Genomic DNA, 14,008 nt, shown 5'->3' with positions numbered 1-14,008 from the left:
CACCGCCTGCACGAGTCATTGGGATACATCACCCCACAAGAGATGGAAGACGCCTACTATCAACAATCACACGCCCAGCCGTTGGGCGTTCAATAAGCGGAACGAAAACCAGGACGCTTCAACTGAGCTGAGCAGGACAACAACCACGCCCAGTAAACGGCATTGCCGGCACGGTTGCTCAGAACCACCCACATGCCAAAACCAACGACTCCAACGATGGCAAGTACGAGGAATATCAGCTCGATTCCGGTACTGCTAATGGGCTGGTTATCGCCCACGACGGAAAAGACATCAAACGTGTTCAAGCCATCTACCACCGGTGCGGACAGCAAGAAAACGAACGCGCCCACACATCCGAGAAGCAGCCATCGCTTGCCGCCGACCTCACGACGCGGGACCCGTTCGAAAGGCCGTTTAATTTCGGCCACCTTGTAGTACCGGCGGTCCCACGCATAGCGGTTTCGCTCGTATAACTGGTTGCCGTTCGGACGGGTGGCCCATTCGCATCCCTTCCACACGCTGCCGAGCATCAGTGTGAGGCTCGCCGTCAGCACGGGCAGCAGGAAGTAACCAATGTGCACCTGGTTGGCTGCCGCAGAAGATGGGTTACTCATCGACTCGGCGAATCGCTGCAATGCGCCGATGCACCAGCATGCAGTGGAAACAGCACACGTCAGTGTCGTTGTGACGATGAGGAAGTAGAACCGAAAATTCGCTGCGACAAGCATCACGAGCAAAATGCCGAGGAGACCCGCCCAGAAGGAGACCGTCTCCGCTAGATTCGCGGCCGCAGGCTCCGACGGCGCACCACCGTAGGTCAAACCCAACCACCCAGAATTACCGACGTAGGGCAATCCCGCAGCAAAGCAGTACATGAACGCTAGGCCCATGGGTGGGTGCAACACCATGTTGCCCATGTACAACATGGTCCACGGCTTCAGCTTGCCCGGAGGCTCCAACCCGTTCGGGGTAATGCGGTACTCCGGATGGGTGTCGGTACCGCCACCGTATGTCGGCTTCTCTAACCTTCTTCGCTGCTCGTTCACGCTGCACTCCGTCCATTCACACTCTGGAAGTGGAATGCTGCGTCAGTATGAAAAGTTCCTGATGCTGCGGTGGTTGTACCGATCCCGGGCGGTGAGCCTATGCTCTGCGTACTGCGTCCCGCCCCTATTTAGTCGTGCGCGTACCCGGTTTGACGGTGGCGCTGGGCTGCCCGCTGGCGGCGGTCGTCGACAATGGAGCCCGCGCCGTCTGTGCGCCGCACGGCCTGCGTCGCCGCATCCGTCTGCAGATCAGCGACGGGGTTGAACTCCGTCTGCTCGCGCCGCTGCTCCTCCAGGCGTTTTTGCTCGGGGGTGCGGCGCATCCAGGCGACCGACAGCACCGGAATAGCCACGATGACCGCGAGGATTGCCACGTAAATACCGGCCCCAGATGTCACCCCCGCGGCGGCTGCCGAGCTGGTCTGGCGCAGCCACAAGCCCAGCAGCGCCCTGACTAACGCGACGCAACCGGCCATCCACGCCAGCAAGGCTAACGACGTGCGCCGCAGGATCACCGTCAACAGCGTGAATACCACCAGGCACAGAAACGACAAGAGAGTGAATAGCCGCTCCGTGACCGCGATCGACATGCCGTCCGCCTCGGTGAACGTGAGCATCTGAAGGCCCGTGGTGTCGCCAGCGAAGGGTAGGAACAGAGACACCACGTAAACAACGATCGCACCGACCAGTAGCCATTGGTGCCAGCCTAGATCGAGGGTGTCAGCGGAGTGCTTCTCCTGCTGGGCGAGTTCGGTCTGCGTCGGGTTGCTCATGATCCTCCTATCCGCAGCTCCCGCATGCCCCGCCCGCGCCGGCCGCGCCAGCTGCAGCGGGCGCAGCTACCGGCGCACCGATCTTCGGCATGCCTAACCCCACCCCGACAGGCGCGGTCGTAGGCACCTGGCCGGCTTCGGAGTTGTCGCCGGCCAGCGTGCGGCGGTGCGCCGTAACGCCCGAATCCGCGATGAGGTAGAAGGGACGGGCATCGGTGATGGTGACGTGGACGATGTCGCCGGGGCGGACGGCGTCGATAAGCGAACCGGCGTCGAAGTGCACCAACCGTCCGTCACGTGCGCGCCCGGACAGCCGCGTGCTCTGCGCGCGGTCCGCCTTCTTCTCGTTCGTCTCCTGGACGAGCAGCTCCTGGGAGGTGCCGATGAGCTTCAGGTTCTCTTCGTAACTGATCCGCTCCTGCAGGGCGAGCAGGCGCTCGAAACGCTCCTGGACGACCTCTTTGGGAACCTGGCCGTCCATTTCCGCGGCGGGCGTGCCGGGGCGCGGCGAGTACTGGAACGTGTACGCAGACGTAAACCGCGCCTTTTCGACGACGTTGAGCGTCGCTTGGAAATCCTCCTCCGTCTCACCCGGGAAACCCACGATGATGTCCGTGGTGATGGACGCGTGCGGCAGCTTCGCGCGGACCTCGTCGAGAATGCCGAGGAACTTCTTCGAACGGTACGATCGGCGCATATCCTTGAGCACCTTGTCGGACCCGGATTGCAAAGGCATGTGCAGCTGCGGGCAGATGTTCGGTGTCTCGGCCATTGCGTCGATGACATCGGAGGTGAATTCCGCCGGGTGCGGGGAGGTGAAGCGCAGCCGCTCCAGGCCCTCGATCTCGCCGCACGCGCGCAGGAGCTTCGAAAACGCCGAGCGGTCGCGCGGCATGTCCGGGTCGACGAAGTTCACGCCGTACGCGTTGACGTTCTGGCCCAGGAGAGTCACCTCGGACACGCCCTGGTCAACGAGCGCCTGCACTTCAGCGAGGATGTCGCCCGGGCGGCGGTCCTGCTCCTTGCCGCGCAACGACGGCACGATGCAGAACGTGCACGTGTTGTTGCACCCTACCGACACCGATACCCAGCCGGCGTAGGAGGACTCTCGCTTTGCGGGCAGCACCGAGGGGAAGACTTCGAGGGATTCGACGACCTCGACTTGCGCCTCCTCCTCAACCCGGGCGCGGTCAAGCAGTGCCGGCAGGGCCGACATGTTGTGCGTGCCAAAGACCGCGTCGACCCAGGGCGCTTTCTCCACCACCGTGTCGCGGTCCTTCTGCGCAAGACAGCCACCGACGGCGATTTGCATGCTCGGGTGGTGCCGCTTCTTGTCGCGCAGCGCACCCAGCGTGCCGTAAAGGCGCTTGTCAGCGTTTTCGCGGACGGCGCAGGTGTTGAAGACGATCAGGTCGGCGTTGTCGTCAGTCGCCGCGACGTATCCAGCGTCTTCCAGCAGGCCAGACAGCCGTTCGGAATCGTGCACGTTCATCTGGCAGCCGAACGTGCGCACCTCGTAGGTGCGGGGGTGCTGGCTGGTTCCGTTTACGGTGCTCGTCGCTAGTGTCACGGTGACACAGTGTATTCCGCGCGCCGAGAGAGTCCTAACCGCGTAACGTTGGTCTCATGCGCTCGATCCACCTTGCTGCCGCGCTCGTTTCGGTTCTCGGAGTCAGTGGACTCAGTGCGTGCGGTTCGCCGGATGATCAGGATCTTCTGTACCAGATCGAATCCGGCCGCGTCGTTGTGGGCTCCGCGTTCACAAATCCAGGTTTGAGCATGATGCGTGACGACGGCTCCCCTGCCGGCCTCGACATCGACATCGCCACCTACGTGATCAACTCGATCGCCGACGACAACGGGTGGGACCACCCCGAGATCGAATGGCGTGAAACCCCGCCCGGCCAACGTGCGTCACTGCTGGACAACGGGTACGTGGACATGGTCGCCTCGAACTATTCCATCGACGCCAAGCGTGCTGAGGAGGTCTCTTTCGCCGGGCCGTACCTGCTGACCCACCAGGCGCTACTCACGGTGGACGGGTCTCACATCACGGGGCTGGAGTCGCTCGACGGCAAGAACCTGTGCTTTGTCACCGGCACGACGGCCGCGAAAACACTGCGTGAGGACATTCCGGGCGTGGTCCTTGCCGAATACGACAGCTACACCGCGTGCCTCGACGCTCTGCGCGCCGGGGAGGTCGACGCCCTGTCCACCGACGCGGCGATTCTCTCCGGGTTCTCCGCGCACGAGCCAGGGGTGTTCCAGCTCGTCCCGTTGGAGCGCGATGGCGCACCGCTTAACGACGAGCACTACGGCCTCGGCCTCCCCCGCGACAATGATGCCAGCGTCTCAGCCGTCAATGAGGCGCTGGCGAAAATGCACGAGGACGGTTCCTTCGACCGTTTCGTCGATGAGCACCTCGCCTCTGATGCCGCAGTGCAGGCCGACACCCCGGGCGATATGTCCTTCCTGAACTAGCACTGCCGACGTCGCCCGGGCTCAGCCCACCTCAGCGATGCGCGCGTCGAGCGTTTCCCGCGCAACGCGCATGGTCAGCTCCGAGTTATACCCACGACGAGCCAGCACGCCGACGACGCGGCGGAGCACCTTGTCGTACTCGGCGCGGTCTTCCGGCGGCACCTTCACCTCGCGGACTTTCTTTTCCGCGACGACCCGCGCTTGGGCTTCCTCATCCTCGGCCGTGATCTGCGCGAGCGCTTCGGCACGCAGCGGCTCGGCAACGCCCTTGTTCCGCAGCTCGAGGTCAAGGGCGCGGGCGGACTTGCCCCGGGCAGTAGCGCGCTGGCGGACCCATTCGTGGGCGAAGGATGCGTCGTCGATAAGCCCGCTCGACTCCAAGGCGTCCAGCACCTCGTCGATGAGGTCCGGCTCGAACTGCGGCTCTGGCCCCGTGCCCACCAGCCGCTCGCGCAGCTCGTGGCGCGAGCGGGAGCGCTGGTCCAACAACCGCAGTGCTTTCTCGCGGATGCGCGAGGTTTCCTTCTCGTGGGCTTCGTCGATAAGCGGGGCGTGTTGGCCCGCCGCATACTCGTCGAGCGCTTCCTGCAGCTTGCGCAGCTTCTCCGGGTCAGGCGCGGGATAGTCCGGCACTACTCTTGAGCGGCGCCGGCGAGCTCGTCGGCTTCATTGTCGTCGAAGTCGATGTTGGGCACCATGTCCACCGGGTCGTCGGACAGCTGGTCCTGACCAGCGAACTCGCCCACCCCGAGCTTCTCGAAGATCTTGCGCTCCAACTCATTCGCCAGCTCCGGATTCTCCTTCAAGAAGACGCGCGCCTTTTCCTTGCCCTGGCCCAGCTGATCGCCCTCGTAGGTGAACCACGAACCGGACTTCTTGATGATCCCGTTGTCCACACCCATGTCGATGATCGACGACTCGCGCGAGATGCCTTCGCCGTACATGATGTCGAACTCGGCGACCTTGAACGGCGGGGAAACCTTGTTCTTCACGATCTTCAGGCGCGTGCGGTTACCGATCGAGTCCTGGCCGTCCTTGAGCGTCTGGATGCGGCGGACATCGCACCGCACGGACGCGTAGAACTTCAGGGCCTTACCACCGGTGGTGGTCTCCGGCGAGCCGAACATGACGCCGATCTTCTCGCGCAGCTGGTTGATGAAGATCGCGGTGGTGCCAGAGTTGTACAGCGCACCGGCCATCTTGCGCAGCGCCTGAGACATCAGGCGGGCCTGAAGGCCGACGTGGCTGTCGCCCATCTCGCCCTCGATTTCAGCCTTCGGGGTCAGGGCGGCGACGGAGTCGATGACGATCATGTCGATCGCGCCGGAACGCACCAGCATGTCCGCAATCTCCAGCGCCTGCTCACCGGTGTCCGGCTGGGAGACCAGCAGGTTGTCGGTGTCCACGCCGAGCTTCTTAGCGTACTCCGGGTCCAGCGCGTGCTCCGCGTCGATGAACGCTGCGATGCCGCCCGCGCGCTGCGCCTCTGCGATCGCGTGCAGCGCCACCGTGGTCTTACCGGACGACTCCGGGCCGTAGATCTCGACGATGCGGCCGCGCGGCCACCCGCCAATGCCCAGCGCCACGTCGACGGCAGTGTTGCCGGAGGAAATCGCCTGGATCGGCGGGCGGTTATCGTCGCCCAGGCGCATAATGGCGCCCTTGCCGAAGTCCTTCTCAATCATGGCCATCGCCGCATCGAGCGCGTTTTGGCGGTCGTTGCCTGTGTTGCTTGCCTTCTTCTTCGTCGCCATCGCGTGGTCAGTCCTTTCGCTAATAACTTTGCTGTCTGTGCTGTTATCTGGGTCGGTTACGGTCTGCATATTTCGTTAGACCGCCGAAGACCCGTTTCCGGTTCCCCGTTGTCAGAAACTCAATCTACTTCGGCAACGGACATTGTTTCGAATATACACGCACGAATGTTCGAAAAGAAAGTTTCCGTCGCGTCACTCCCCTGGCTTATCCACGCCCCACCTGCGCTCTTCCGGCACGTCAAACGCCTCGCACAGCCCCTCCCACACGTAGCGCGGATCGACTCCACTTTCGATCAGCTCCTCCGCCGTCTTACCCACCCCGGGAAAGACGTGGGATGACACGACCCACTGGCCTTTCGCGTCACCGAACTCGTCGTGGATTAGCTGCTGGAATTCCGTCAAGCGCATGCGGCCAAGGATACGCGCACCGCCGTTCGCTTATCGACGGCCATTGCCCAACCCCTTATAAGACTGCCCGGCAACGGAACACGTTCCTTGAGTTTGCTCACTGTAGTGCGCAAACATCCCTTGCCAGCCATGGTGAGGCCCACTTAGCGTGAGGGCGTGAACTTACTTGACTTCCTCACCAGCATCGGGGTGGACGACCTCGCGGGTTTCGACCGCGATGCCTTCCTCGCGGCCGGCCTTGCACCAGCCCGGGTAGCCGAGCTGACCTTGGTGCATGCGGCCTACTACGGGCCAGCACGGTCGTCGTCGTTAGCCGTGGCGCAGCGCGACGCCGCCGACGCCGCCCGGTCGGGCGGGGTGTGCGTCGACATGCTCGCCCAGATCGAACGCTCCATCAAGCACGTCACCTCCGACGTCGAGCGCGCCGGGTTCCGGGCAAAGCTCATCGCTGCGGCTGCCAGCACCGTAACAACGTGTGCGGGGCTGGCGCGCTACGCCAAGGCGATTCTTCCGGCGAAAGAAGTCAACCCGCGCAAGGGCGTGTCATTCGGCGCATCGGTCAAGGGGATGCGCACGGCAGTCATCACCGCCTGCGAGCACGTCATGGCGGCGCTCGAAGCGACGCTGCGCTCGAACATTTCTCGCGATTTGCCGGCCGCGCCGCAGATGGCCGACGCCTTCGAAGAGCTGATGCGCTCAGGCGCAGGAGTCCCCGAGGCGGCACCGCGGCCGACCATCATCGTCCCCGCCCCTGACCTGGCGCAGATTCACGCCGGCAAGGGTGATGACGTCCTCCTAGGCTTGACCGACGGCACCACCATCACTGGCAAGGACTTCCTGGCACAGTACTTCCAGAATCCCGCCTACGGCCTTGAGGCCGCCCTGTTCCACCCAACCGAGGGCCCGCTCAACCATTACCGGGACCTGCGTTTCGCGTCGGAGAAGCAGCGCACCCTGGCCAAAATCACTCAGCCTATCTGCGCGAACCCGGATTGCCGGATGCCCGCCGACCTCTGCCAGGTCCACCACGTCGACCCGTGGAAGAACGGCGGTGTCACCAACATGGACAACTTGGCCATCGTCTGCGAGTACCACAACCGCGTCAACGACGATGACGCCCACATCAGCAGACGCGGCCGCATCGAGATCCGCGCGGGCCGCCCAGTGTACGTCTCGCCGAGGGGCTACCCGCGCACGAACACGAAGCATCCGTACGGAGCGATGGACGCGCTCTTCGGAACCGTGCGGCACGCCGTAGCGAGCTGACGCAGCACGCCGCGCGCGACACCTCTTGAACGGTGTTCAATTGGGTCCGCTATTGTGTTGTCCATGACGACAACGACTGACACCACTGCCCGCGGCAACGGCAGCTCTAGTACCGCGCTCGATATCGCCTACGTCGCAGTCTTCGCCGCCCTGATCGCCGTGCTCGGTTTCTTGGCCATCCCGGTCGGCGCTGCCGGTGTGCCGATTGTCTTGCAGAACGCCGCCACCATCCTCGCCGGCCTCGTCCTCGGTGCCCGTCGGGGGTTCCTTGCCACCGGCCTGTTCCTTCTCGTGGGACTTTTTCTTCCGGTTCTCGCCGGCGGCCGCACCGTCATTCAAGCTTTCGCGGGCGTGACAATCGGATATCTGGTCGGTTACCTCATCGGTGCCTTCATCGCTGGTCTGATCGCCTACCGCTCCCCCTGGGTGAAGAAGGGCGCGACCGTGGCCATATTCATTCTCGCCGGCGTGGTCGCCCTCGCTTTGCAGTACCTCTTCGGTTCGCTGGGCATGATGTGGCGCGCGGACATGAGCTTCGGCGCGGCGATCGCCGCCCAGGGCGCGTTCGTTCTCCCCGATTTGGGCAAGCTCGCCGTCATGATCGCCATCGCGCTTGCTGTCCACGCGGCATTCCCGCAACTGCGCCGCAGCTAGGCGTGCACCGTGCCCACAATCACGTTCGACCGCGCGTGCGTCGCCTACGACGGCTCGGTCATTCTCCAGCCGCTGTCCTTCGAGCTGTCTGAGCAGCGCATCGGCATCATCGGCTCCAACGGTTCAGGCAAGTCGACGTTGGTGCGCATGGTCAACGGTCTCATTGAGCCGACGTCGGGCGCCGTGCTTTACGACGGACTAGCCACCCACTCCCACGGCAAAGACATCCGCCGCCGGGTAGGGTTCATCTTCTCCGATGCCGAAGCCCAGATCGTCATGCCGCGGGTCCGCGACGACATCGCCTTCTCTCTGCGCCGGTTCAAACTGCCCAAACAGGAGGTCAACGCCCGAGTCGACGAGATGCTGGAACGTTTCCAGCTCGGCGACCGCGCCGAAAACTCGCCCCACACCCTCTCCGGCGGCGAAAAGCAGATGCTCGCGCTAGCCGCCGTGCTCGTCATCGAACCGGAGACGATCATTGCGGACGAACCAACCACCCTTCTGGACCTGCGTAACCGGCGCCGGATTATTCAGGAGTTGGAGGGGTTGGACCAGCAGTTGATCGTCGTCACGCATGACCTGGAGATGCTCGACAACTTCGACCGCGTGCTGTGCATCAACGACAGTGAGCTCGTCTACGACGGCCCTCCCGCTGACGCGGTCGCGTTCTACCGCGATTTGATGAAGCGCACGCCATGAGACTGCGAGAACTCCCGCTCGGTGTTTACGTGCCCGGCGACACACTGCTGCACCGCGCGTCCCCAACTGCGAAGTTCCTCGCGCTCGTCGTATTCATCATCCTCGTGGTGTGGCTGCCCACCCAGCCGTGGCATGCTCTGGGTGTGCTTGCTGGCATCTTCGGCTTCTACGCTATTGCCGGCATTCCGGTGGACACAGCATGGCGGCAAGTCGCCCCGGTCCTGCCGGTCATGGCGTTCCTCGGCGCATTCATGTGGTGGCAGAACGGGTGGATGAACATGCTCACCACCTTGGTCGGGCTGATTGCCACCTTCATGGCGGCCACGTTGCTGACCCTGACGACCACCATCGAGGAACTCATGGAGGCCCTCGAGTCGAACATGGCGCCGCTCGCACGCATCGGGGTGCCGGTGGACACGATCAGCCTGGCTATCGCCCTGACCATCCGTCAGATCCCGCTGCTGTTCAACACCGCCAATGAGTCCCTAGACGCGCGAAAAGCCAGGGGCGCGAATACGTCGCTCCTGGCTTTCGGGACTCCGCTGGTGATCCGCAGCGTTCGCCGCGCTCAGCTCACGGGTGAGGCGCTCATGGCGCGAGGAGCCGTCGATTAGCGGCTTCCCCGCAGGGGTTTTTAGTGATCGCCGCGCAGCTCACGCATGCGCTCTGCGACAGCGTCGCTAGACACGTCCGGCGCATCGGTGTTGGACTGGTAGCCGCCCTGAATCTGCGGCTGCTGGCTCGGCGCCTGGTTGGCCTGCGGCAGAGCCTGCTGCTGACCGGACTCGAGAGCGCCACCGCCCATTTCTGCGCGGATCTGCTCGAGACGGGAGTGGCCGGCCATCTGGATGCCTGCCTGCTCTACCTCAGCCATGCGGCCTTGGACGGAGTTCTGTGCCAGTTCAGCCTGGCCGAGTGCGTTGGAGTAGCGGCGCTCGATCTTCTCGCGGACCTGGTCCAGGTTCGGCTGGTTGCCGCCGGTGATGGAGTTCATGGACTGCAGGGACTCGGCGACCTTCTCCTGCATCTTGGCCTGCTCCAGCTGGGACAGAAGCTTGGAACGCTCAGCGACCTGCTGCTGGAGCTGCATGGAGTTGCGCTCGACGGCCTGCTTAGCCTGCTGGGCCTGCTGCAGCGCCTGATCGTGCAGAACCTTGGTGTCCTCCACGCCCTGCTCCGCGGTGACCAGCTGGGCGGCGAAAGCCTCGGCCGCGTTTTCGTACTCGGTGGCCTTCTGCATGTCGCCCTCGGACCGTGCCTTGTCGGACAGCTGCAGCGCCTGCTTGGTGTTCGCCTGCAGCTTCTCGACATCCGCCAGACGGCGGTTGAGCTGCATCTCCAGCTGGCGCTGGTTGCCGATCACGGCAGCTGCCTGCTGGCTCAGGGCCTGGTGCTGGCGCTGGGCTTGGCCAATCGCCTGCTCGATCTGGATCTTCGGGTCTGCGTTCTCCTCGATCTTGTTATCGAAGAGGGCCATGAGGTAGTTCCAGAACTTGGTGAACGGGTTAGCCATGAGTGTTCGAGCCTTTCTGCGGCGATGTCTAAAGAATCTTTAACGCCTACATGGTAGCCGAGTGGTGCCAGCCGTGCGCGGGAGAACGCGGCGACCGGGCAGCGCTTAGACCTCGGCGGCTGCCGGCGGGGTGTGAGCCAGTTCGTCGGCCATCGCCTGCAGCGACAGGTTCGCTGCTGCCTCGAGCAGCAGATCGGACACGGTGGTATCAAGCGCCAGGCACACGGAGGCGAGCAGCTCGGAGGAGACTTCCTTCCGGCCGCGTTCGAGCTCGGAGAGGTAGCCCGGCGACACGCGCGCCTGCGCGGCCAGTTCGCGCAGAGTCACTCCCTTATCTGCACGGAAAGCGCGCAGGGACATGCCGAGCGCCTCACGCAGCAGCGGTTCACGAATGCGTGTCGACGTCGCCGGCTGCTCCACCGGAGCAGCATGTGCGGGCTGGTACTTGAGCGTTGTTGTAGTTGCCATCGTGTTATTCAACGGTTGGTCGGCAGATATTGTTCCCGTCGTGTTCCCGACAGTCTAGCGCCTGCTCACACCCTCGATTTCATAGCGCAGGGCGAACATGGCGGCGAGCACAGCGTTCTCGCGAATCTGTTGACGGTTGCCTGCCACGACCCGCTGCGGGGTCGCGGACCACGGGACGAGCGAGTACCGCACCGCGTTCGGGTAGTCGAGCGCGAGAATGCCGGCGGCTCTCGTCGCTGCGGTACGCCGCGGCCCCGACACCCCGACGTACACCTCTCCCACGGGGTGGTCGTCTTGGCTATCGGGTCCTGCGACTCCGGTCAGCCCAACTCCCCAGTCGGCGCCGCATGCCGTTCTCGCGCCGCGCGCCATGTGGCGTGCCGTGGCCGAGTGGATCGGGCCATGCAGATCGAGCACCTCTTCGGGCACACCCGCAAGAGATTCCTTCAGGTCGGTCGCGTAGGTGACCAGTCCCCCGCGCAACACGTCGGATGATCCCGGCACGGAGGCAATGGTCGCGGTGGCCAGCCCGGCTGTGAGGGATTCGCACAGCGCAAGGGTCTCTTTCCGCCGGCGCAGCGCGTCGATAATGTCGGCTGCGAGTGCCTCCGCGACACGAATCTGGACGCTGCGCTCGACATCGACCTGTTCGATCCGGGGGACTAGGGAGCGGGTCATGCGGAGGCCTTACCTGCTGCGTTGGCCCGCGCGCCATCGACAAGGTATTGCACGCCCGTGACCACGGTGACCGCGACCGCGATGAGCATGACCGCCAGCGTCGGGATGTCCATCCAGCCAGGCAGCGGGCACAGGTACATCGCCACACCGACAGTCTGCAGGACAGTCTTGAGCTTTCCGCCTTTCGACGCCGGAACCACCTTGCCCTGGCGCAACATCCACATCCGCCAGAACGTGATACCCAGCTCACGTACCACGATGACCACCGTGATCCACACCGGCAGGTTGCTGGCAATGTTCAGCGTGACCAGCGCCGTGATCATCAATGCTTTGTCGGCGATCGGGTCGGCGATCTTGCCGAAGTCCGTGATCAGCCCGCGCGAGCGCGCAATGTCGCCGTCGAGCTTGTCGGTGATCATGAGTGCAACGAACACCCCGAACGCCCACCACCACTGCTGGGAAAGCACCAGCCACGCGAAAACGGGCGTGAACAGGATACGCAGCGAGGTCAGAATGTTGGGCAGGTTCCAGTTGGACTGTCTGGGTGCTGGTTCGGTCACACTTCTAACCCTACATCCCTAGACTCGGGGTCCATGAAGTACTACGCAGTGACCTACACCTATGGTGAGCGCTCGCTCATCAGCGCCACCCGCCCACGCCACCGCGACTACATGACCGCCCTGAAGGACGACGGCATCGTGGTCGCGGCCGGGCCGTTCGAGGGCGACGCCCAGTCGCTTATTCTCTTCCGCGTGGCGGACCGGGCGGCTCTCGAGGAGATTCTCGCCGCGGACCCCTACACCGAGGCGGGAGCGCTCGCAGACCGGGAAATCCGCGAGTGGAACCCGGTGATCAACGCGTTCTAGCTCCGCCTGCGACGGTTACGCTTGCTGGCCGCCGCGTGAGACGTCGAGGTGGCCGGTGTCGCGCGATCCAGTGGCGGTGTGGTCGCCCTTGCCGGACGTCGCAGGGTCATCAATCCACTCGAGGTGGTTGCCGTCCGGGTCGACCTTGCGGCGGTTGCCGTGGTCGTCGTAATCGATGTGGAACTGCGGGCCGTTCGGGTCCTTTTCGCCGTTCTTGACCATCTGGCGTTCTTTGATCAGAGAAGCGATGGCGGTAATGGCCAGCACGCCGACAATCACAACGAGCGAGGTGACCGTGCCAATCTCAGGCACTGCAAAGCCTTCGCCGCCGTTGATGAACGGCAGGTTGTTCTCATGCAGGGCGTGGAGCAAAAGCTTGATTCCGATGAATCCCAGCACCACGGCCAGGCCGTACGGCAGGTACACCAGCTTGTCCAGCAAACCGTTGAGCAGGAAGTACAGCTGGCGCAAGCCGAGCAGCGCGAAAGCGTTTGCGGTGAAGACGAGGAACGGTTCGGTGGTGATACCGAAGATGGCCGGGATGGAATCGAAGGCGAACATCACGTCGATGAAGCCGATCGCCAGCAGGGCCACGAACAGCGGGGTGACGGCCTTCTTGCCTGCTTCGGTGACAGACATGAGTTTGTCGCCGTGGTAGGACTGCGTCACCGGGATAGCCTTGCGCAGCGTCTTGACCACCAGCATGTCGTTCGGGTCGGTCTCCGGTTGATCGGTAGCCTCGTCATACACCAGCTTGATCGCCGTGTAGAGCAGGAACGCGGCGAAGATGTAGAACACCCACGACCACGCCGAGATGATCACAGCCCCCAGCAGAATGAAGATCAGGCGGAACACGAGCGCCATGACGATTCCGATGAGCAGCACCTTCTGCTGGTACGCGCGTGGAATCTTGAAGGCGCCCATGATCAGCGCAAAGACGAAGAGGTTATCCACCGACAGCGACAGCTCGGTGATGTAACCGGTGAAGAATTGCACGCCGTGCTCCGCGTCCCACTGCCACCAGGCAATGCCGCCGAAGATCGCCGCCATGGTCATGTAGAACGCAGCCCAACCACCCGATTCCTTCATGGAGGGCTCGTGCGGGGTGCGGACGTGGGAGACGAAGTCAAAGATGAAGAAGCCGAGGATGACTGCCGACGTGACAAGCCAGATCCACAAAGGGACGTGCATGATGTGACCTCCGGTCAAAACGGGTACGGACCGGAGGTCTCCCCCACCTGCGCGTTACGACGGCGGGCCGCCTGGACCGGGCAACGCGCGACCATGCGGCCGCCCGTCGAACCGTGTTGACGATCCGAGGCGCTTTTGGGGTACTCCCCTCCAACAGGAAGCAACCCTACTTGATCGTCGCGGCCGCCACACACCCTGGCCCGCTGCACTG

At 63.6% G+C, this 14,008-nt stretch carries 17 protein-coding genes; 6 read left to right on the top strand and 11 right to left on the bottom strand.

The window, feature by feature from the left end; translation table 11 throughout:
- Positions 1-89: 89 nt before the first annotated feature.
- The 3 genes from KBX07_RS05790 to miaB form a co-directional block, all read right to left on the bottom strand.
- Positions 90-1,046: a hypothetical protein gene (locus KBX07_RS05790; protein ID WP_256023381.1), complete on the bottom strand. Its 957-nt coding sequence runs from the start codon at positions 1,044-1,046 to the stop codon at positions 90-92.
- 128 nt (positions 1,047-1,174) lie between these two features.
- Positions 1,175-1,819 (bottom strand): hypothetical protein, encoded by a 645-nt coding sequence (locus tag KBX07_RS05785; protein ID WP_256023379.1) that lies wholly within the window; start codon positions 1,817-1,819, stop codon positions 1,175-1,177.
- Between the two features lie 7 nt (positions 1,820-1,826).
- Positions 1,827-3,389 (bottom strand): tRNA (N6-isopentenyl adenosine(37)-C2)-methylthiotransferase MiaB, encoded by a 1,563-nt coding sequence (miaB, locus tag KBX07_RS05780; protein ID WP_256023378.1) that lies wholly within the window; start codon positions 3,387-3,389, stop codon positions 1,827-1,829.
- 56 nt (positions 3,390-3,445) lie between these two features.
- Between miaB and KBX07_RS05775 the strand changes: the two genes are divergently transcribed.
- Complete coding sequence (locus KBX07_RS05775; RefSeq protein ID WP_256002586.1) at positions 3,446-4,300, top strand: glutamate ABC transporter substrate-binding protein; 855 nt, start codon at positions 3,446-3,448, stop codon at positions 4,298-4,300.
- Positions 4,301-4,321: 21 nt separating this feature from the next.
- On the opposite strand, the gene KBX07_RS05770 is transcribed toward KBX07_RS05775, so the two are convergent.
- The 3 genes from KBX07_RS05770 to KBX07_RS05760 form a co-directional block, all read right to left on the bottom strand.
- A complete protein-coding gene (locus KBX07_RS05770; RefSeq protein WP_256002584.1) occupies positions 4,322-4,933 on the bottom strand; it encodes a regulatory protein RecX in 612 nt (203 codons plus the stop codon).
- On the bottom strand, positions 4,933-6,054 hold the full coding sequence (recA, locus tag KBX07_RS05765) for a recombinase RecA (RefSeq protein WP_256002582.1): 1,122 nt from the start codon (positions 6,052-6,054) through the stop codon (positions 4,933-4,935). Before recA ends, KBX07_RS05770 begins: the two co-directional genes overlap by 1 nt.
- Positions 6,055-6,246: 192 nt before the next feature.
- Positions 6,247-6,462 carry a DUF3046 domain-containing protein gene (locus tag KBX07_RS05760; protein ID WP_255995016.1) on the bottom strand — a complete coding sequence of 72 codons (216 nt, stop codon included), beginning with the start codon at positions 6,460-6,462 and terminating at the stop codon, positions 6,247-6,249.
- A gap of 156 nt (positions 6,463-6,618) precedes the next feature.
- Between KBX07_RS05760 and KBX07_RS11435 the strand changes: the two genes are divergently transcribed.
- The 4 genes from KBX07_RS11435 (at position 6,619) to KBX07_RS05740 (ending at position 9,695) form a co-directional block, all read left to right on the top strand.
- Positions 6,619-7,728 carry an HNH endonuclease signature motif containing protein gene (locus KBX07_RS11435; protein ID WP_255995015.1) on the top strand — a complete coding sequence of 370 codons (1,110 nt, stop codon included), beginning with the start codon at positions 6,619-6,621 and terminating at the stop codon, positions 7,726-7,728.
- Between the two features lie 63 nt (positions 7,729-7,791).
- Positions 7,792-8,382: a biotin transporter BioY gene (locus tag KBX07_RS05750; RefSeq protein ID WP_005289783.1), complete on the top strand. Its 591-nt coding sequence runs from the start codon at positions 7,792-7,794 to the stop codon at positions 8,380-8,382.
- A 9-nt stretch (positions 8,383-8,391) separates the two neighbouring features.
- Positions 8,392-9,081: an ABC transporter ATP-binding protein gene (locus KBX07_RS05745; protein ID WP_256023376.1), complete on the top strand. Its 690-nt coding sequence runs from the start codon at positions 8,392-8,394 to the stop codon at positions 9,079-9,081.
- Positions 9,078-9,695 (top strand): energy-coupling factor transporter transmembrane protein EcfT, encoded by a 618-nt coding sequence (locus KBX07_RS05740; RefSeq protein ID WP_256023375.1) that lies wholly within the window; start codon positions 9,078-9,080, stop codon positions 9,693-9,695. The genes KBX07_RS05745 and KBX07_RS05740 overlap by 4 nt, the downstream gene beginning before the upstream one ends.
- Before the next feature lie 20 nt (positions 9,696-9,715).
- Here the strand turns inward: KBX07_RS05740 and KBX07_RS05735 are convergent, their stop codons facing one another.
- The 4 genes from KBX07_RS05735 to pgsA all read right to left on the bottom strand — a co-directional run bounded on the left by KBX07_RS05735 (position 9,716) and on the right by pgsA (position 12,300).
- Entirely contained in the window at positions 9,716-10,594 is an 879-nt protein-coding gene (locus KBX07_RS05735) for a PspA/IM30 family protein (protein ID WP_005289774.1), read from the bottom strand.
- A gap of 105 nt (positions 10,595-10,699) precedes the next feature.
- Positions 10,700-11,062, bottom strand: a complete 363-nt coding sequence (locus tag KBX07_RS05730) for a helix-turn-helix domain-containing protein (protein WP_255995011.1) — start codon at positions 11,060-11,062, stop codon at positions 10,700-10,702.
- Between the two features lie 54 nt (positions 11,063-11,116).
- A complete protein-coding gene (locus KBX07_RS05725) occupies positions 11,117-11,740 on the bottom strand; it encodes a CinA family protein (RefSeq protein WP_256023373.1) in 624 nt (207 codons plus the stop codon).
- Positions 11,737-12,300: a CDP-diacylglycerol--glycerol-3-phosphate 3-phosphatidyltransferase gene (pgsA, locus tag KBX07_RS05720; protein ID WP_255995009.1), complete on the bottom strand. Its 564-nt coding sequence runs from the start codon at positions 12,298-12,300 to the stop codon at positions 11,737-11,739. Before pgsA ends, KBX07_RS05725 begins: the two co-directional genes overlap by 4 nt.
- A 33-nt stretch (positions 12,301-12,333) precedes the next feature.
- Between pgsA and KBX07_RS05715 the strand changes: the two genes are divergently transcribed.
- Positions 12,334-12,606 carry a YciI family protein gene (locus tag KBX07_RS05715; RefSeq protein WP_255995008.1) on the top strand — a complete coding sequence of 91 codons (273 nt, stop codon included), beginning with the start codon at positions 12,334-12,336 and terminating at the stop codon, positions 12,604-12,606.
- 15 nt (positions 12,607-12,621) lie between these two features.
- Here KBX07_RS05715 and KBX07_RS05710 read toward each other — a convergent pair whose 3' ends face one another.
- Positions 12,622-13,797, bottom strand: a complete 1,176-nt coding sequence (locus KBX07_RS05710) for a TerC family protein (protein WP_255995007.1) — start codon at positions 13,795-13,797, stop codon at positions 12,622-12,624.
- Positions 13,798-14,008: the final 211 nt, after the last annotated feature.

It is taken from the genome of Corynebacterium sp. CCUG 70398 (genome assembly GCF_024454055.1).
GTDB lineage: Bacteria > Actinomycetota > Actinomycetes > Mycobacteriales > Mycobacteriaceae > Corynebacterium > Corynebacterium genitalium.
This window is presented reverse-complemented; position numbering and strand designations above follow the sequence as displayed.

What these genes read in the sequence shown, in the direction of transcription:
- KBX07_RS05760 (WP_255995016.1), bottom strand. Translation starts at nt 6,462, where the DNA reads ATGCGCTTGACGGAATTCCAGCAGCTAATCCACGACGAGTTCGGTGAC.
- recA (WP_256002582.1), bottom strand. Translation starts at nt 6,054, where the DNA reads ATGGCGACGAAGAAGAAGGCAAGCAACACAGGCAACGACCGCCAAAAC.
- KBX07_RS05710 (WP_255995007.1), bottom strand. Translation starts at nt 13,797, where the DNA reads ATGCACGTCCCTTTGTGGATCTGGCTTGTCACGTCGGCAGTCATCCTC.
- KBX07_RS05740 (WP_256023375.1), top strand. Translation starts at nt 9,078, where the DNA reads ATGAGACTGCGAGAACTCCCGCTCGGTGTTTACGTGCCCGGCGACACA.
- KBX07_RS05735 (WP_005289774.1), bottom strand. Translation starts at nt 10,594, where the DNA reads ATGGCTAACCCGTTCACCAAGTTCTGGAACTACCTCATGGCCCTCTTC.
- KBX07_RS05715 (WP_255995008.1), top strand. Translation starts at nt 12,334, where the DNA reads ATGAAGTACTACGCAGTGACCTACACCTATGGTGAGCGCTCGCTCATC.
- KBX07_RS05750 (WP_005289783.1), top strand. Translation starts at nt 7,792, where the DNA reads ATGACGACAACGACTGACACCACTGCCCGCGGCAACGGCAGCTCTAGT.
- KBX07_RS05730 (WP_255995011.1), bottom strand. Translation starts at nt 11,062, where the DNA reads ATGGCAACTACAACAACGCTCAAGTACCAGCCCGCACATGCTGCTCCG.
- KBX07_RS05785 (WP_256023379.1), bottom strand. Translation starts at nt 1,819, where the DNA reads ATGAGCAACCCGACGCAGACCGAACTCGCCCAGCAGGAGAAGCACTCC.
- KBX07_RS05775 (WP_256002586.1), top strand. Translation starts at nt 3,446, where the DNA reads ATGCGCTCGATCCACCTTGCTGCCGCGCTCGTTTCGGTTCTCGGAGTC.
- KBX07_RS05725 (WP_256023373.1), bottom strand. Translation starts at nt 11,740, where the DNA reads ATGACCCGCTCCCTAGTCCCCCGGATCGAACAGGTCGATGTCGAGCGC.